Origin of the sequence: Altererythrobacter sp. CAU 1644, assembly GCF_029623755.1 — a bacterium.
Lineage (GTDB): Bacteria > Pseudomonadota > Alphaproteobacteria > Sphingomonadales > Sphingomonadaceae > Erythrobacter > Erythrobacter arenosus.
In genome coordinates this window covers 2,741,191-2,757,910 of the sequence record NZ_CP121106.1, presented here as the reverse complement: position 1 = coordinate 2,757,910, position 16,720 = coordinate 2,741,191, and the positions used below count along the sequence as shown (strand labels likewise).

The 16,720-nt window shown below is 61.4% G+C and carries 17 protein-coding genes; 9 read left to right on the top strand and 8 right to left on the bottom strand.

The window, feature by feature from the left end; genetic code table 11:
• The first annotated feature begins 94 nt into the window (after nt 1-94).
• Together hemW and P7228_RS13730 are read left to right on the top strand one after the other, a co-directional pair.
• Complete coding sequence (gene hemW / locus P7228_RS13735; RefSeq protein WP_278015798.1) at nt 95-1,246, top strand: radical SAM family heme chaperone HemW; 1,152 nt, start codon at nt 95-97, stop codon at nt 1,244-1,246.
• On the top strand, nt 1,243-2,142 hold the full coding sequence (locus tag P7228_RS13730) for a tyrosine recombinase XerC (protein ID WP_278015797.1): 900 nt from the start codon (nt 1,243-1,245) through the stop codon (nt 2,140-2,142). Before hemW ends, P7228_RS13730 begins: the two co-directional genes overlap by 4 nt.
• A gap of 70 nt (nt 2,143-2,212) precedes the next feature.
• On the opposite strand, the gene P7228_RS13725 is transcribed toward P7228_RS13730, so the two are convergent.
• From P7228_RS13725 to rsmI, 4 genes are all read right to left on the bottom strand, one after another.
• Entirely contained in the window at nt 2,213-2,833 is a 621-nt protein-coding gene (locus tag P7228_RS13725) for a hypothetical protein (protein WP_278015796.1), read from the bottom strand.
• A 79-nt stretch (nt 2,834-2,912) separates the two neighbouring features.
• Nucleotides 2,913-3,881, bottom strand: a complete 969-nt coding sequence (gene gshB, locus P7228_RS13720; RefSeq protein WP_278015795.1) for a glutathione synthase — start codon at nt 3,879-3,881, stop codon at nt 2,913-2,915.
• An 11-nt stretch (nt 3,882-3,892) separates the two neighbouring features.
• Nucleotides 3,893-4,243 carry a YraN family protein gene (locus P7228_RS13715; protein WP_278015794.1) on the bottom strand — a complete coding sequence of 117 codons (351 nt, stop codon included), beginning with the start codon at nt 4,241-4,243 and terminating at the stop codon, nt 3,893-3,895.
• Nucleotides 4,240-5,100 (bottom strand): 16S rRNA (cytidine(1402)-2'-O)-methyltransferase, encoded by an 861-nt coding sequence (gene rsmI / locus P7228_RS13710; protein WP_278015793.1) that lies wholly within the window; start codon nt 5,098-5,100, stop codon nt 4,240-4,242. Before rsmI ends, P7228_RS13715 begins: the two co-directional genes overlap by 4 nt.
• A gap of 38 nt (nt 5,101-5,138) precedes the next feature.
• On the opposite strand from rsmI, the gene P7228_RS13705 reads away from it, so the two are divergent.
• Nucleotides 5,139-6,290, top strand: coding sequence for a penicillin-binding protein activator (locus tag P7228_RS13705; RefSeq protein WP_278015792.1), 1,152 nt, complete (start codon nt 5,139-5,141; stop codon nt 6,288-6,290).
• Between the two features lie 57 nt (nt 6,291-6,347).
• Nucleotides 6,348-8,324 (top strand): DNA topoisomerase IV subunit B, encoded by a 1,977-nt coding sequence (parE, locus tag P7228_RS13700; RefSeq protein WP_278015791.1) that lies wholly within the window; start codon nt 6,348-6,350, stop codon nt 8,322-8,324.
• On the opposite strand, the gene P7228_RS13695 is transcribed toward parE, so the two are convergent.
• The 3 genes from P7228_RS13695 to P7228_RS13685 all read right to left on the bottom strand — a co-directional run bounded on the left by P7228_RS13695 (nt 8,321) and on the right by P7228_RS13685 (nt 11,177).
• Nucleotides 8,321-9,502 (bottom strand): glycosyltransferase family 87 protein, encoded by a 1,182-nt coding sequence (locus P7228_RS13695; RefSeq protein ID WP_278015790.1) that lies wholly within the window; start codon nt 9,500-9,502, stop codon nt 8,321-8,323. The genes parE and P7228_RS13695 overlap by 4 nt on opposite strands.
• Before the next feature lie 152 nt (nt 9,503-9,654).
• On the bottom strand, nt 9,655-9,960 hold the full coding sequence (locus P7228_RS13690; RefSeq protein WP_278015789.1) for a putative quinol monooxygenase: 306 nt from the start codon (nt 9,958-9,960) through the stop codon (nt 9,655-9,657).
• Nucleotides 9,957-11,177 (bottom strand): bifunctional alpha/beta hydrolase/OsmC family protein, encoded by a 1,221-nt coding sequence (locus P7228_RS13685; protein ID WP_278015788.1) that lies wholly within the window; start codon nt 11,175-11,177, stop codon nt 9,957-9,959. Before P7228_RS13685 ends, P7228_RS13690 begins: the two co-directional genes overlap by 4 nt.
• Before the next feature lie 147 nt (nt 11,178-11,324).
• On the opposite strand from P7228_RS13685, the gene P7228_RS13680 reads away from it, so the two are divergent.
• From P7228_RS13680 to P7228_RS13665, 4 genes are all read left to right on the top strand, one after another.
• The gene (locus P7228_RS13680; protein WP_278015787.1) at nt 11,325-11,900 is read left to right on the top strand and encodes a hypothetical protein; all 576 of its coding nucleotides are present in this window, start codon (nt 11,325-11,327) and stop codon (nt 11,898-11,900) included.
• Between the two features lie 113 nt (nt 11,901-12,013).
• Nucleotides 12,014-12,868 carry an AAA family ATPase gene (locus P7228_RS13675; RefSeq protein ID WP_278015786.1) on the top strand — a complete coding sequence of 285 codons (855 nt, stop codon included), beginning with the start codon at nt 12,014-12,016 and terminating at the stop codon, nt 12,866-12,868.
• A 12-nt stretch (nt 12,869-12,880) separates the two neighbouring features.
• Nucleotides 12,881-13,309, top strand: coding sequence for a GFA family protein (locus P7228_RS13670; RefSeq protein WP_278015785.1), 429 nt, complete (start codon nt 12,881-12,883; stop codon nt 13,307-13,309).
• Nucleotides 13,306-14,007 (top strand): hypothetical protein, encoded by a 702-nt coding sequence (locus P7228_RS13665; protein ID WP_278015784.1) that lies wholly within the window; start codon nt 13,306-13,308, stop codon nt 14,005-14,007. The genes P7228_RS13670 and P7228_RS13665 overlap by 4 nt, the downstream gene beginning before the upstream one ends.
• Here the strand turns inward: P7228_RS13665 and P7228_RS13660 are convergent.
• The gene (locus P7228_RS13660) at nt 14,004-15,401 is read right to left on the bottom strand and encodes a methyl-accepting chemotaxis protein (RefSeq protein WP_278015783.1); all 1,398 of its coding nucleotides are present in this window, start codon (nt 15,399-15,401) and stop codon (nt 14,004-14,006) included. The genes P7228_RS13665 and P7228_RS13660 overlap by 4 nt on opposite strands.
• Nucleotides 15,402-15,525: 124 nt before the next feature.
• Between P7228_RS13660 and P7228_RS13655 the strand changes: the two genes are divergently transcribed.
• Entirely contained in the window at nt 15,526-16,710 is a 1,185-nt protein-coding gene (locus tag P7228_RS13655) for a vWA domain-containing protein (protein ID WP_278015782.1), read from the top strand.
• Nucleotides 16,711-16,720: the final 10 nt, after the last annotated feature.

The following is a 16,720-nucleotide window of genomic DNA, read 5'->3' as shown; positions in this document are numbered from 1 at the left end:
TCCCGAGCTGTGGCCGAGCCGTTTTACAAACGCGACGAGCGGCAGTTGCAATCACGATTGGCAATTCACTGCGCTCATCGCATAGGATGCCGCCGTGGCACGCGCTCTCTACATCCACTGGCCCTTTTGCGCTCGCAAATGCCCCTATTGCGACTTCAACAGCCATGTCCGCCACCAGGTCGACATCGATCAATGGCGCGCGGCGCTGCTTGCCGACATGCGGCATGAAGCGGGATTGGCAGGCGGGGAGGCGTTGGAATCGATCTTTTTCGGCGGCGGCACGCCATCGCTGATGCCGCCAGCGCTGGTGGGGGATCTGCTGGCTGAGGCAGAGAAGCTGTGGGGCTTCGCCAAGGACATCGAGATCACGCTGGAGGCTAATCCGTCATCGGTCGAGGCGTCGAATTTTGCGGCACTGGCGCAGGTTGGCGTGAACCGAGTATCCCTTGGAATTCAATCGCTTTACGACGATACCTTACAGTTTCTTGGCCGCTTGCACTCATCAGATGAGGCGCTGGCTGCGCTTGACGTGGCCCAGGCAAGTTTCGACCGCGTGAGTTTCGACCTGATCTATGCCCGGCCCGGGCAGACGGCGGATGCATGGGAGAATGAACTGGCGCAGGCGCTCAGCTTTGGCACCGACCATCTCTCGCTCTACCAACTCACCATTGAACCGAGCACGAGGTTCGAGACCGACGTACGGCTCGGCAAATTCACGCCGCTGGACGACGACCCGGCCGCCGATCTCTATGCCCTGACGCAAGAGATGACATCTGCCGCGGGGCTCCCGGCCTACGAGATATCGAACTACGCCCGGCCGGGGCAGGAGAGCCGCCACAACCTCACCTATTGGCGCTATCGCGACTATTGCGGGATCGGCCCCGGCGCGCACGGAAGAAGGCTCGGCACGGCGACCGAGCGGCACAAGAAGCCCGAAAACTTTCTCAAGGCTTGCGCAGAACAGGGCCACGGCGCGAACATCGAGCGCGCGCTGGGAAATGCCGAAATGGCCTCGGAAACGCTGCTGGTCGGACTGCGCCTGGTCGAAGGGGTGGACCTGGGCGCGATCAAAACCAGGTTCGGCATAACCCGACAGCACCTGCTCGATGCGGACAAGCTCGCGCTGCACGAGAACCTCGGCCTCGTCTGGCAGAACGGCGAACGCATCGGACTGACACAAGCGGGGATGCCCTTGCTCGATGCGCTGTTGGGCGAGCTGGTCAGCGACGATCTGGTCGCGGCGTGAGCAAAGCAGACCTTCTCGAAACCTGGCGCGAACATCTGGCGCAATCGCGACGCCGCAGCCCGCATACCGTGCGCGCCTATCTCGCCTGCGCCAATCGGCTGCTCGAAGCGCTCGAAATCGAGGAGTGGCCGCAGGTGGCAAGGCTCGAAGCGCCGGACCTGCGTCGCCATCTCGCCAATCGCCGCGCCGAAGGTATCGCCAATGCGAGCGCCGCACGGGAGCTGTCGGCGCTCAAGGCGCTGATCGGCTTTGCCCGCGAACAGACCGGCCAGGCCGACCCCTCCCCGCCCCGATTGCGCGGCCCGCGGATCAAGAAGGGCCTGCCTCGCCCGGTTACGCCCGATGATGCGACCAATATCGCCGACCTTGTCGCGGGCAGTGCCAATGCCGACTGGATCGGCGAGCGCGACCGCGCTGTACTGCTGCTGCTCTACGGTTCGGGATTGCGCATTGCCGAAGCGCTGTCGCTCAAGGGACGCGACATTCCGCTGGGCGAAGTGCTGCAGGTGACCGGCAAGGGCGGCAAGCAGCGCCTTGTGCCAATCCTCCCGATCACGCGCGAGGCGGTGAACGCCTATGCCCGCAAGTGCCCCTGGCCGCTCGAAGCCGAGGATGCGCTGTTTCGCGGCGCGAAGGGTGGCCCGCTCAGCCAGGGCATGGTGCAAAAGGCCATGGCGAAGGCGCGGCGCCTGCTCGGCCTGCCCGACACCGCGACACCCCACGCGCTGCGACACAGCTTTGCGACGCATCTGTTGGGCGCGGGTGCGGATCTGCGCTCGCTACAGGAACTGCTCGGTCACGCATCGCTAGGCTCGACCCAGATCTACACCAAGGTCGATGCCGCAACGATGCTGGAGAATTACCGCAACGCGCATCGGCGGGCGAAGAAACGGTAATGTCTGGTTGTGGGTGGAAAGCGGACATTGGAAGAACCCTACTAATGGGAGATGTCATGGCACTTCTGAGTCACTCTGGGCTTGAAACACCATCTTTGGCTGGTGCTTGCCGAACTGCTTCACCCTTTCCGACTATCGTATCAAATTCTCCCGGCTCTTCCTTGAGGAACGGGAAAATATCGAATGCATCAGAAATCTTGATCCCTTCTCTTTCCATCCTCGCGCTAGCCTCTTGCATCGCTGCCTCAAACGACGGATTATTTAGCGGCGAAACATCGCTCCACCAGCCTGCACCCCCAGGAGTGGAGATCATCGCCTTCCAAGCGCCGATGTATCGAAACGAGAGGTCATCGTCGAACAGCCCGCGCTTTTGCATGCGATGCATTGAGTCAATCTGCAGCCAAAGAGCGAACATGAAGCCGTGAAAACGTGTTTTCATCAAGGCGGAGGCTTCTGAATAGCGGTTCATGCAAAAGCGAAAGTCTTCCGCGAACCCTGGTTGCGAGAAAAGAGGATGCCAATATTCAGGCCCCTGAACCATCTCTCGAAGGCTCTCGGCGTGTGCAATCAAGTTGGCCTGTTTACTCTGCTGGGTATTTTGCTTTAGCTGCACACCCACAAACAATAGTGACACGATAAGCGCTGTCGCAGCAATGACCTGACTGATGTAATAGATCGATTCCAATGACATCAATCTTAATCCTCCGCACCGAGTGCTGACATCTGCCAGAAATCCACCTGACCGCCAATCTTTGTCCGCAACCGGGTCGCTAGCGGACCTTGCCTTTCTCAGCCAACCGCGCTTCGATAGCGTCCCAGATCATGCCCGGCGTGTCGGTGCCGTTGAACTTGTCGATCGCGACGATCCCGGTCGGCGAGGTGACGTTGATCTCGGTCAGATACTTGCCGCCGATCACGTCGATCCCGACAAAGGTCAGCCCGAGGCGCTTGAGCTCGGGCCCCATGGCATTGCAAATCTCGCGTTCGCGCTCGGTCAACTGGGTCGCCTCTGCACTACCGCCCATGGCGAGGTTGGAGCGGAACTCGCCCTCACCCGGTTTGCGATTGATCGCGCCCGCGACCTCTCCGTCGATCAATACGATACGCTTGTCGCCTTCGGCCACTTCGGGGAGAAAGGGCTGGACCATATGCGGCTCGGGCCAGGTCTGGTTAAATACTTCGAACAGGGCCGAGAGATTGTCGCCACTTTCGGGCACGCGGAAGATCGCCTTGCCGCCGTTACCGTGGATCGGCTTGACGACCACCGCGCCATGCTCGGACATGAAGCGGCGGACTTCGTCGATCGAACGCGTCACCAGCGTGGGCGGCATGAAGCGGCGGTAGTTGAGCACCATCACCTTTTCAGGCGCATTGCGGACATTGGCAGGATCGTTGACCACCAGCGTCTCGTGCTGGATCCGCTCGAGCATGTGCGTCGCGGTAATATAGCCCATGTGAAAGGGCGGGTCCTGCCGCATCAGGACGACATCGATGTCGCTGCCGAGGTCGAGCCGCTGCGCTTCGCCCTTGCTGAAGTGATCACCTTCGACGCGCTGGACCTTCACCGGATAGCACTGCGCAAACAGCCGATCATCGGCATCGAGCGTCAGGCTCTCGACATGGTATTCGAACACCTCATGCCCGCGTTCCTGCGCCGCGAGCATCAAAGCGAACGAGGAATCGCCCGCGATGTTGATCGTCTCTATCGGGTCCATCTGGACGGCGACGCGCAAAGTCATGCAAAATCCTCTCAGGGCTGCCAGGCGTTGACGATGTGGCGCGGCAAGGCGCCGGGCGCAAGGAGCATCACGTCGATCCGCAAATCCTCGCCCTCGCGAACATAGTCATGCGCCACGCATTCGACCGCTGCCGCCACGCGGCCAAGCCGGTAGGAATCGATGGCATGATCGAGGTCTTGTGCGCGCTTGCGCCATTTCACTTCGATAAAGGCCACGACACCGCTTCGGCGCATGATCAGGTCGATTTCTCCGCGAGGCGTCTTGACCCTGCTGGCGAGCAGTTTCCAGCCCTGGAGGCGCAACCAGACCGAGGCCCAGCGCTCCGCATCGCGGCCCTGCCTTTCCGCGCGTTGTCGCCTCACGCCTGCTTGAGCTCCATGGCGCGAGCGTAGAGCTCCTTGCGATCGAGCCCCGTGGCCTTGGCAACATGTGCGGCCGCCTGCGAAGGCTTGAGCGTCGCTAGCGCCTCGCGCAGCAATGCGTCCGGATCGCCGCCCGGCGCCTGTTCCGCCGGTGGCCCGACCAGCAGCACGATCTCCCCCTTGGGAGCATGTTCCCCGTAATGTTCCGCCAGTTCCGCCGCCGTGCCGGCGCGGCATTCCTCGTGGAGCTTGGTTAGCTCGCGCGCCACGGCGACCTCTCGATCCGGCCACTTCTCGGCGATGGCAGTGAGCGATTTCAACAGGCGGGGGCCAGTCTCGTAGAAAATCAGCGTCGCATCGATTCCCGCCAGATCGTCGAGGAAATCGGCCCGCGCTTTCTCCTTCACCGGGATGAATCCGGCAAAGAGGAACCTGTCGTTGGGAAGGCCCGAAAGCGTCAAGCCCGCTATCGCTGCGCAAGCTCCAGGCAGGGTGGTGACCGCAATGCCCGCCTCGCGAACGTCCCGCACCAGGCGATATCCGGGATCGGAGACCAGCGGCGTGCCGGCATCGCTCACCAGGGCCACCGCTTGGGTGCGGCAGGCATCGACCAGCTTTTCCCGATCCCGTTCCGAGGCGTGGTCGTCATAGCGCCACATCGGTTTTGAAATCCCGAGATGCTTGAGCAGCTTGCCAGTTACCCGAGTGTCTTCGCAGGCTACCCGATCGCAGCGGCTCAATACATCGACCGCACGGAGCGTTACATCGCCGAGATTGCCAATCGGCGTCGCGACGATGTAGAGGCCGGGGACCAGCGGTTCAGACAGGCTGGATTCAGGTCTTGGGGTGATGCTCACACCCCTCCTATTGGTCGAGCAAAATGGGGTCGGCAAGCATGATCGGGAAATTCTTCAACCGCCGCATGATGATAATGGCAGGTGGCGCCGCGCTGCTCGCGGGCTGCCAGGTTATTCCCAAGGGGCCCACCACCTCCACTACGCCGGACACCGGCCCGACGCCCGAACCCAGCGCCACCGCCCTTCCCACCGACGAGACGCGTCACCGCGTCGCGCTGCTCGTACCGATGTCGGGTACCAACGGAGCGGTGGGCCAGTCGATCGCGAATGCGACGACCATGGCGATCCTCGATACCAACGCCAGCAACCTGCGTATCACCACCTACGACACCGCTGCCGGAGCGCGCAGAGCGGCTGAACGGGCCGTGGCCGATGGCAACAAGCTGATCCTTGGCCCGATGTTGGCTGACAACGTGGCGCAGGTAATTTCCGTGGCGCGTCCTGCGAACGTGCCGCTTATTTCGTTCTCCAACGACACCAGCGTGGCCGACCGGGACGTATTCGTGATGGGGCATATCCCCGAACAGTCGATCTACCGCACGGTCGCCTATGCCCGCTCGAAGGGCGCGGCTAGCTTTGCGATGCTGCTTCCCAATGGCGACTATGGTCAACGCGCGAAAAGCGCCCTCGACAGCGCCCTGGGGCGCTACGGCGGGACGCTCGCGGGAACCGAGGCCTATTCGCGCGGCAACACTTCGATCGTCAGCGCTGCGCAAAGGCTTAAGGCCAAGGGCGGCTACGACACCGTCCTCATTCCTGAAGGCTCACGCCTTTCGATCCAGGCTGCCGGCGAACTCAGCGGTTCGCGCCTGCTCGGGACCGAGCTGTGGAGCGGGGAAAGCTCACTGACCCGCGCCGGTGCGATGCGCGGCGCGCTGTTCTCGGCCGTCTCGGACGGACGCTACAAGCGCTATAGCGACAGCTACAACAACCGCTTTGGCTCCAATCCGTTTCGTATCTCGACTCTTGGCTACGATGCGGTGCTGCTGACCTTGCGGGTCGCGCGCGATTGGAAAGTGGGTCGGACTTTCCCGGTATCCAACCTGCGCGATCCGGGCGGATTCCTCGGACTCGACGGTCCATTCCGCTTCATGCGCGACGGCGTCGTCCAGCGAGCGATGGAAGTGCGCGAAGTAAGGAATGGAGATGTCGTGGTGGTCGATGCGGCCCCGACCCGCTTCGACGACTGACGATAACCGTACGGCCCCGCTTGTGGGGCGGCGATAGCGCGGAATATAGCCCGGCACATGTCCGACGACCTGTTTGATGGCACGCCCGCTTCGAGCGGCGACTATGACGCTTCCTCGATTGAAGTCCTGGAGGGGCTGGAACCTGTTCGCCGCCGCCCCGGCATGTATATCGGCGGGACCGACGACCGCGCGCTGCACCATCTGGCGGCCGAGGTGCTCGATAATGCCATGGACGAAGCGGTGGCAGGTCACGCGAGCAGGATCGAGGTGCGGCTTGACGAGGGCAATCGGCTGACCATCGCCGACAACGGCCGCGGCATCCCGGTCGAAGAGCATCCGAAATATCCCGGCAAGTCGACGCTCGAGGTGATCCTCTCGACGCTCCATTCCGGCGGCAAGTTCTCGGGCAAGGCTTACGCCACCTCCGGCGGCCTGCACGGCGTCGGCGTGTCGGTGGTCAATGCGCTCTCTTCGCACACCCGCGTCGAGGTCGCGCGCGATCGCCAGCTCTACGCGCAGGAGTTCTCCAAGGGCCAGACGCTTGGCCCGATCGAGGAACTCGGGCCGACGCCTAACCGGCGCGGCACCACGGTCAGCTTCACGCCCGATACAGAGATCTTCGGCGACCGCGACTTCAAGCCCGCACGACTGTTCAAGCTGGCACGGTCCAAGGCGTACCTTTTCGCCGGAGTCGAGATTCGCTGGAAATGCGCCCCTTCGCTTGCCAGCGAAGATGTGCCGGAAGAAGCTGTCTTCAAGTTTCCCGGCGGTCTTGCCGATCATCTTGCCGAGCAGGTGGGTGAACGCGAATGCGTGACTTCCCAGCCCTTTACCGGAAGGCAAGATTTCCCCGACGATCAGGGTCGGGTCGAATGGGCGATAACCTGGCCGCTGTACTCGGATGGTTCGACCAGCTGGTACTGCAACACCGTCCCTACCCCCGACGGCGGCACCCATGAGCAGGGGTTGCGCGCAGCGCTGACCAAGGCCCTGCGAGCCTTTGGCGAACTCACCGGAACAAAGAAAGCCAAGGATATCTCCGCCGACGACGTGATGACCGGCGGCGAGGTGATGCTGAGCGTCTTCATCCGCGACCCTCAGTTTCAGTCGCAGACCAAGGATCGCCTGACTTCGCCGGAAGCTGCCCGCCTCGTCGAGAACGCGGTTCGCGACCATTTCGACCACTTCCTCACCGACAATATGGAGCGCGGCAAGGCGCTTCTCGGCCAGGTGATGGAACGCATGGACGAGCGGCTGCGGCGCAAGCAGGAGCGCGAAATCAAGCGCAAGACCGCGACCAATGCCAAGAAGCTGCGCCTGCCCGGCAAGCTGACCGACTGTTCGGGCGAAGGCGATGCCGACACCGAACTGTTCATCGTCGAAGGTGATTCGGCTGGCGGCAGCGCCAAGCAGGCACGCGACCGCAAGACGCAGGCGATCCTGCCGATCCGCGGCAAGATCCTCAACGTTGCCTCGGCCACGGCGGACAAGATCCGCGCCAACCAGGAAATCGCCGATCTTTCGCTCGCGATGGGCTGCGGCACGCGTAAGGATTGCGATCCGGAGAACCTTCGTTACGACCGGATCATCATCATGACCGACGCGGACGTCGATGGCGCGCATATCGCAACGCTACTGATGACCTTCTTCTTCCAGGAGATGCCCGAGATCGTCCGCCGAGGGCACCTGTTCCTCGCCCAGCCCCCGCTCTATCGCCTCACAGCCGGCAAGGAGAGCGCCTATGCCCGCGACGACGCGCATCGCGCCGAGCTGGAAGAGACGGTGTTCAAGGGCAAGAAGGTCGAAGTGGCGCGGTTCAAGGGGCTTGGCGAAATGAACCCTGCGCAGCTGCGCGAAACCACGATGAACCCGGAAACGCGCTCGCTGATCCGCATCACCCTGCCACCCGAGTTCGAGCAGCGCGCCGCGGTCAAGGAACTGGTCGACCGACTGATGGGCCGCAATCCAGAACACCGCTTCATGTTTATCCAGAACCATGCGGGCGATGTCGACCGGGACTTGATCGACGCTTAACTTGCAGTGGCGTCTCGGGAACGGCGTGCCAAAATCCAGAAGAGCAAGCCAAGCACCAAGGGCATGATTGGGATGCCGCCAAAATGGGCCAGCGGGCGCGCGAATACTGGAGCGGTAAAGGCCAGCAAGCTTATCGTCTTCTCCCAATCTCGGTAACCGGCGTGCGCAAGGAATATCAGCGGAAAGGCCAAGAGTGCCATGTCATAGTCAAGCGCGAATGGCGTCGCGAGCGGCGCGCCGACCAGCACGAGCGATGCGATCAGCGGGCTCCAAGCCTTTCGCCAGCTTGCCCACACCACGGTCGCAGCAACGATCAAACTAACACCTATCTGCACGGCATAAGCGAGCGATGTGGAAACGCCGAGAACCTTGAGCCCGGCAAAGACGCTGACCATCTTTCCGTACCCGATGGCTCCACTGGTCATGGCGGACTGAGCTGAGCTAGATAGCGACAGCCAATCCCGCCAAATATCGAAACCGAATACGAGTCCGTTAAGTGCTGCGAGGGCAAACGCCGTAATCCCTGCCGCGGCGATTGTACGCCAGCTTCCCGTGAGTAGTAGCGCCAGTGGAACGAGCAAGCCGAACTGTGGCTTGATGGTTGCAAGGCCGAGCAGGACTCCAGCCAACACCGGCCGCTTGCCAACCAGCAAGAGACCACCGCCCAGAAGAGCGGCAATGAGGAAGCTAGTTTGCCCATGGGTGATCGTGATCAGCACCGGGGGAAATGCTGCAAACCAGACCCAGACCGGACTGAGTAGATCGAGTTCACGGCTCCAGGCGCGCAAGGCGGCAAGATAGGCGGCAGCCGTTGTCGCCAGCCACAAGGTATAGGCGACGAAGTAGGGGAAAAGGCCCAAGACCAGGCAAAATGCGAGGAACTGGGGAGGATAGAAGAAGGCCGGATAACCCTCCAGGTTCGGGGCAAACTCGCGCATGAACGCAAGATGGGTCGAAGCGTCGTATGGATTCGCGTTTTCCAGCAACAGTCTTCCGACAGCTAAAAAACTGAGAAAATCGCTGCCGATCAGATGTCCAAAGCGATCCCTGCCAGATTGTGAAGAACCGAAGAGAATGAGGAGCGATACCAGGCTCAATCCCGCCAACAGGCGCGGATAAATGCGCACCCGCTCCCGATCGAGAAAACTGCCGCGGCGCAGGTGCTCCCACAGCCTCATCCGCGATGCGCTCCGGTCATTTTCGGCAAGGCCCCCTTCATCGCTCGTGCGGCGATTCGCATTGGGGCCACCCTAGCGCAGAAGTGGTGCAGGTCGCACCATCGGGATCCCGGCGGGCGACTACGCACACCGCTTCGTTAGGTATGAGAGGCTTAGAACGGCGCGCCTTCCACCTCCTCGGCAGTGTAGATCGCAATTTCCGGCGGCGTACTCGCCATGGCGCCGACCGCGCGGATGAAGGCGCCGGATTCGGGCACGGCGAAGTGCCGCTTCATCGCCTCGGCATCCGCCCATCGTTCGAAGAAATGCATGCGGTTGGGATCACCGGCGGTAATATAGCAATCGTGCGAGATGCACCCGGGCTCGGTGCGCGAACGCTGCGAGTGTTCAAGGCCGAGCGCGATCGCCTCTTCGCGGCGCTCCGGCTTTAGAGTGACGCTGCCGGTGATGATAATCATCCCGCGGCCTCCGTGTGGATATGCAGCTCGCCCTCAAGTGTGCGGTGAACGGGGCACTTATCAGCAATCTCGATGATCTTGGCGCGCTGCTCCTCGTCCAGCCCGTCACCTTGCAGATTGATCGTCCGGTGGAGCGCCTGGAGCTGTGTCCCCTGCTCCATCGCCGCAACATGGTGGCATTCTTCCTTGTGGTTGCGCTCGTGCCGAACCTCGACAGTCACGCCTTCGAGCGGCCAGCCCTTGCGATCGGCATACATCTTCATGGTCATCGCAGTGCATGTGCCGAGCGCCGCGTTGAGCAAATCATAGGGCGTCGGGCCGGTGTCGTCTCCACCATAGCTCTTGGGCTCGTCGGCAATGAAGCGGTGGCTGACCGTGTGCACTTCGGTCCCAAATTTGCCGTGCCCGCTTTTCACGACGACGCCCTCGTCAGGCATCGGCCAATCTTCCCGCATGGGAAGGTAGCGGTGCGCCCAGCTGGCAATGACCGACGCGACGAAGCGAGCGTCCGCGTCTTTGAGCAGCAAGTGATCGGCGCCTTCGAGGCTGACAAAGCTCTTGGGGTGTTTCGCGGCCGCGAAGAGTGCGCTGGCATGCTCGATCCCGACGATGTCGTCCGTCGGCGAATGGAGAAATAGCAGCGGTCGCCGCAAGCGACCAACCTCCGCCAGCAGATCCGCGCTTTCGACGCGCTCTATGAACTCGCGGCCAAGGCAGAACTCCCGCCCGCCGATCGTGACTTCGCCCTGCCCTTGATCACGGATCGCGTCGAGATCGCCCTTGATGTTGTGCAGGACGTGCGGGACGTCGGAAGGAGCGCCGATGGTGGCAATGGCTGCGACCTTGTCGAAGCCCAGGTCGTCCGCCGCGGCGAGCACGGCCGCGCCGCCCAGGCTATGGCCGACCAGCAGGATCGGCTGGGCAAAGCGCTCGAACAGATAGCTTGCTGCGTCGACCAGGTCACCGACATCGGTGGCAAAACCAGCTCGGCCGAACTCACCCTCGCTGCCTCCAAGCCCGGTGAAATCGAACCGCAGGCACGCGATCCCCTCGCCTGCCAGCGCTCGTGCGACTTCTATCGCGGCGCGCGATTGCTTGGTGCAGGTGAAGCAATGCGCAAACAGAGCCGCGCCGCGCACCAGCCCGGTCGGCATTTCGAGCGATCCGGACAAGGCATGCCCTGACGCGGTGCTGATTGATATGTTTTCGGTCGGCATTGGCTCTCCTTTGGGCCTCGTCTCTCCCAAGAGTTCGGAACAGGCCCGGATAGATTACATGGCCGATCCGTGGCTTGGCCGCAATTTTGCACCACTGACCCGTCTATGGCGCACTTAAGCGGAGTACGAACAAGGAGCGTCGATACGATGCGGGCAACACCCATTACCCTGGCCTTGGCGGCGCTGTTTCTCGCCACGCCTCTGTCCGCCAAGGATTTCGTTATTCCGGGCGACCTGTGCGATCGGCTCGCCTTCGATACGGCTGAGCCACTTGCAGGCGACTGGACAGCCGTAAACCGCGAAGGTGGCGGAACGGTTGGCTCGAAGGCCATCGGCCTGTCTGGAAAGGACAAGGAATCGGTCGACTTCGAATATGCCGGAAATGGCGTCTTGGTGATGCGCGGTATCAACGACCAGGGGCCGCAGCGCATGGAACTCCAACCGCAAACCGTCGCAGAGCACTTGCCGACCGATTTTCGGGTCCAGATCGACGGTCGGATCAGAGAGATAGATGTCGCCGCGATGCTGCCCTGCGAATGGGAGAAGATGCCGGGCTATGTCGGGAACATCGAGTACGATCTCAACGGCATGGGAACGATGAATATGAAGGTCATCGCCAACTTTCCCAGCGTCACCCATGGATTTGGACTGCTTCACTTCACCGGCGACATGATGGGACGGCGGATCGACGTCCTGCGCTACTTCTCTCTCACCCGCGATTGACCAACTTTCGAAGCGCGCCAATCGACTGCCAATTTTGATGGCTTACGTAGCGGCACCCTTGCCTCTTGCTGCGCTGCACCCTAACGCTTGCGTCAAGTTTCAAGGGAAAACCGATGACCGAACCGACCCGTTTCGAAGGTACCAGCTCCTACATCGCTACCGATGATCTGAAGGTAGCCGTGAACGCAGCTGTGACGTTGCGCCGTCCGCTGCTGGTAAAGGGCGAGCCGGGCACCGGGAAGACCGTGCTGGCGCATGAAATCGCCAAGGCGATCGACGCGCCGCTGATCGAGTGGAACGTCAAGTCGACCACCAAGGCGCAGCAGGGGCTCTACGAGTACGACGCGGTTGCCCGCCTGCGCGATGGACAGCTGGGCGATGAGCGCGTCCACGACATCTCGAACTACATCAAGAAGGGCAAGCTGTGGGAAGCTTTCACTGCGCCCGAACTACCCGTTCTGCTGATCGACGAGATCGACAAGGCCGATATCGAGTTCCCGAACGACCTTTTGCAGGAACTCGATAGGATGAGCTTCGACGTCTACGAAACGCACGAAACGATTACCGCGCAGGAACGCCCGATCGTGGTCATCACGTCGAACAACGAGAAAGAACTGCCCGACGCATTCCTGCGCCGCTGCTTCTTCCACTACATCAAGTTCCCCGACCGCGACACGATGCGCGACATCATTGATGTCCACTATCCGAACATTCAGAAGAACCTCGTCACCAAGGCGATGGATATCTTCTACGAGCTGCGCGATGTGCCGGGCCTGAAGAAAAAGCCCTCGACCAGCGAATTGCTCGATTGGCTCAAGCTACTGCTCAACGAAGACATGCCGCTCGAAGTGCTGCAGGACAGCAACCCCAACAGCGCGATTCCGCCACTGCATGGGGCGCTGCTCAAGAACGAGCAGGATGTCATGATGTTCGAACGACTCGCCTTCATGGCTCGGCGCCAACCCTAAGAGGGCAAGCCCATGGCTCATACCGGTCGATGCTTGTGCGGACAGGTGACGGTTTCGATCGAGAGCGAGCCATTGGGCGCCCGGACCTGCTGGTGCCGCGATTGCCAGAAGTTTGGCGGCGGAAATGGCACCACCAACGCTTTCTTCGCTTTCGCCAGCGTCAGCACGCAGGGCGAGCTTACTTGGTACGAAAGCACCGCCGATAGCGGCAACACGACCCGCCGTGCATTCTGTCCGGCTTGCGGATCGCACATCTTCACGAGAAGTTCGGCAGCCCCCGATTTCGGCGGCGTGCGGCTCGGCGTGTTCGACGACAAGGACCTGATCGCACCGCAGGCCGTGATCTGGACCGACAGCGCGCCCGATTGGGCCTATCTCGATCCGGACTTGCCGCATTTTCCCAAGGCTCCGCCGGTACCATCTGTGGATCCAAGCCGGTGAGCAAATTGATCGGTCGATTGGGAACGCCAGGGGCGACACTGCTTTTCTTCGCGCTGACCATTGCCATCCTGCTCGTGATGCGCGACTACTTCCCGGCGGAACTCGCGATCCCGCTCGAGGGGAGCGATATTCGGCCGGTCCTGCTGCTCGAATTCGCTTCGAAGCCCGAGCATTTGATCAACATCTTCGGCGAACCGGGCGACCCTGCGCGGGCGGATCGCATTGCGGGAATGAACACAGGCAATGCGCTCGATTATCTCCTGATGCCGGCATACGGGCTGCTGACGCTCAGTTTCTTTTTCGGCGTTGCGCGTGAACTGGCCGATCGAAGATGGCGGTTTTTCGGATGGCTGGCAGTCATCGCGGCAGTGTCCGACGCTGTAGAAAACGCGATCATGTTCAGCATGGTTGCCGACATGAGTAACGCTATGCCGGAAATGGCATTGCTGCCCTATCCCGTGTGGCTAAAGTTCGGACTGCTGGCGCTGACCTGTGGTGCCGCGGTGGCCGCGTTTGCCAAACTGAAGCGCTGGATACTCGCCCTGCTTTGCGTCCCCGCCCCGCTTCTCCTGGTCCCGGGGATGCTGGATCCGTTCGGCCTTGCCCCGATGGCAACCAGCATGATCGGCCTGGGTTGGGCCGCGATGGCGATCCACGCAGCGACGCGTTGGATCGCCCATTCGCGGAAACCGGTCTAGAGTACGTAAGCCAGTTCGAAGTCGCCCCAGCGCCGTCCGTCGATAATCATCGGAACGTAGACGTTGCGAACAATCTCGTACTGCTTGCCATCGCCTTCCTGCCGGTAAACCGCCATCATGTAGGCATCGGAGCTTTTCTTGGCCGCCTTGTCGACTCCTTCGAGCAGGATGCGCCCATTGCGGCAATGTTTCGTGTCATGCGCTAGGTCGCCGGTCGGCTTGCGCGAGCGGTCGGAGATGTGGGTAGGCAGGAAGCCGTTCATGTCATTGCAGGAGCACATCCGGATTGCGCCGCCCTGCGCGACGACCTCGTCGAAGATCGGGCGCCAGGCTTCGTCTGCCCAATCGCATAGCGAAGTGCGGTAGAGCTGGGGGTTGGTGCCCGGGACTTCGCGATAGTTCTGGTCGAACAGGGCCGATGCCGTCAGTCGACCTTCAGCAAGGGCTTTTTCGGCCGCCGCTTCGAGCTTCTTGGCGACGTCCTGCGCTCTGTCGACCTGAATGCTGTCCTCGGGCGACAGGCCGGCCTTGACGATCTGGTCGAACATGTCGCTCGCGGTGAGCTCGAGCTCGTGCATGCGCTTGTGCGCCTTGTCGAGCTTGGTTTCATTATCGACTGCGGCTTCATCGAAGCTGTCGAGCACATCCTGGACCCGCTGAACATGTCCGCTGATCGTGCTGGTGGAACGGGCAATCTGGTCGTTCTGCTTGTCGACTTCCTCGACCAGCTCGCCAACACTCGAAATGGTGCGCTCGATTTCAGCGACGGAATTCTTCGCGTCGCCGCTCGCTTTGGAGCCTGTCTCGATTCGTTCGATGACCGACGCGGCCTCCGCATCGAGGGCATCGACAGTTGCAGCGATTTCCTCCGTCGCCTTGCGGGTGTCGTTGGCGAGGTTCTTCACCTCCCCTGCCACCACGGCAAAGGTCCGGCCGGCATCGCCAGCGCGCATTGCTTCGATCGTGGCATTGAGCGCCAGTATGTTGGTGGTTTCTGCGATCTGCTCGATGTCGTGCGCGCTGCGCCGAACCTGATCCATCGCCGCGGCGAAGCTGGTCACGTGCTGCGCAAGCGCCTCGACGAGTTCGAGTACGGAATTGATCTTGCTGAGCGAGGAATGGATCAGCGACGTGCCTTCGCCGAGTCGTTCGATCGCGCGCTCCGAGAGCAGGCGCGCTTCGTCGCTCGCCTGCGCCACCTTCTCCTGGTCGGCTTCGAGTTCGACAACGGTCCCGCGCAGCGCGGTGTGCTCCTCGCGCAGCCGCTCCGAGGATTTGATGACTTCCTCGATTATGCCAGCGACATCGGTGCAACTGACGGTCACGTCTCCGCAGCTTGCCGGAATGCGATCCAATGCCCGTGCGTTGTGACTGTCGACTTCGATAGGCTTCATGCCCTGGGACCCCCAATAGTGATATTGGTGTCATCGGTAACCGCTCATGGTTAGCAAACATTTAAGCGGAAGCGGCTGTGAAACGCCTCTGGCCTCGGGCGATCAGTGGCGCTAAGCAACGGACATGTTCTTTAACTTCGTCGACGAACTGCGTGAAGCCGGGATCCCGGCCAGTTTCAAGGAGCACCTCACCCTGCTAGAGGCGCTCGACAAGGACGTGATCGAGCAGACGCCCGAGGCGTTTTATTACCTCTCGCGGGCCACCTTCGTGAAGGATGAGGGCCTGCTCGACCGGTTCGACCAGGTGTTCCAGAAGGTTTTCAAGGGAATCCTGACCGATTACGGGCAGAATCCCGTCGAAATTCCGGAAGACTGGCTCAAGGCCGTCGCCGAGAAGTTTCTCAGCCCCGAAGAGATGGAGAAGATCAAGTCGCTGGGCGACTGGGATGAGATCATGGAAACGCTCAAGAAGCGTCTCGAAGAACAGGAAAAGCGCCACCAGGGCGGCAACAAGTGGATCGGCACCGGCGGCACGTCGCCCTTCGGCAATTCGGGCTTCAACCCCGAAGGCGTGCGGATCGGTGGCGAAAGCAAGCACAAGCGCGCCATCAAGGTCTGGGACAAGCGCGAGTTCAAGAACCTCGACAACACCAAGGAACTCGGCACCCGCAACATCAAGATGGCCCTGAGACGCCTGCGCCGTTTCGCCCGCGAAGGTGCCGCGGACGAACTCGACCTCGATGCGACGATCGAAGGAACGGCCAAGCAGGGCTGGCTCGACATCCACATGCGCCCCGAGCGCCACAATGCGGTCAAGCTGCTACTGTTTCTCGATGTCGGGGGATCGATGGACCCGTTCATCAGGCTTTGCGAAGAGCTCTTCAGTGCGGCGACCAGCGAGTTCAAAAACCTCGAATTTTTCTACTTTCACAACTGCCTCTACGAGGGCGTGTGGAAGGACAACAAGCGCCGCTGGCAAGAACGGACTAAAACCTGGGACGTGCTTCACAAATACGGCCATGACTACAAGGTGATCTTCGTCGGCGACGCAGCGATGAGCCCTTATGAAATTACCCATCCGGGCGGCAGCGTCGAGCATATGAACGAGGAAGCGGGCGCCATCTGGATGCAGCGCGTGATCAATACCTATCCCGCGACAGTCTGGCTCAATCCCGTGCCGGAGAAGCAGTGGAGCTATTCGCAGTCGACAAAGGTGATGAAGCACCTCGTCAACGACCGGATGTATCCGCTCACACTCGACGGTCTCGATGACGCCATGCGCGAATTGAGCCGGAAACAGGGTCATTAGACTCGCCGCG

Excerpts from the sequence above, each read along its gene's own strand:
- P7228_RS13725 (WP_278015796.1), bottom strand. The coding sequence starts at position 2,833 with ATGTCATTGGAATCGATCTATTACATCAGTCAGGTCATTGCTGCGACA.
- gshB (WP_278015795.1), bottom strand. The coding sequence starts at position 3,881 with ATGACTTTGCGCGTCGCCGTCCAGATGGACCCGATAGAGACGATCAAC.
- P7228_RS13705 (WP_278015792.1), top strand. The coding sequence starts at position 5,139 with ATGATCGGGAAATTCTTCAACCGCCGCATGATGATAATGGCAGGTGGC.
- parE (WP_278015791.1), top strand. The coding sequence starts at position 6,348 with ATGTCCGACGACCTGTTTGATGGCACGCCCGCTTCGAGCGGCGACTAT.
- P7228_RS13695 (WP_278015790.1), bottom strand. The coding sequence starts at position 9,502 with ATGAGGCTGTGGGAGCACCTGCGCCGCGGCAGTTTTCTCGATCGGGAG.
- P7228_RS13690 (WP_278015789.1), bottom strand. The coding sequence starts at position 9,960 with ATGATTATCATCACCGGCAGCGTCACTCTAAAGCCGGAGCGCCGCGAA.
- P7228_RS13685 (WP_278015788.1), bottom strand. The coding sequence starts at position 11,177 with ATGCCGACCGAAAACATATCAATCAGCACCGCGTCAGGGCATGCCTTG.
- P7228_RS13680 (WP_278015787.1), top strand. The coding sequence starts at position 11,325 with ATGCGGGCAACACCCATTACCCTGGCCTTGGCGGCGCTGTTTCTCGCC.
- P7228_RS13675 (WP_278015786.1), top strand. The coding sequence starts at position 12,014 with ATGACCGAACCGACCCGTTTCGAAGGTACCAGCTCCTACATCGCTACC.
- P7228_RS13670 (WP_278015785.1), top strand. The coding sequence starts at position 12,881 with ATGGCTCATACCGGTCGATGCTTGTGCGGACAGGTGACGGTTTCGATC.
- P7228_RS13660 (WP_278015783.1), bottom strand. The coding sequence starts at position 15,401 with ATGAAGCCTATCGAAGTCGACAGTCACAACGCACGGGCATTGGATCGC.
- P7228_RS13655 (WP_278015782.1), top strand. The coding sequence starts at position 15,526 with ATGTTCTTTAACTTCGTCGACGAACTGCGTGAAGCCGGGATCCCGGCC.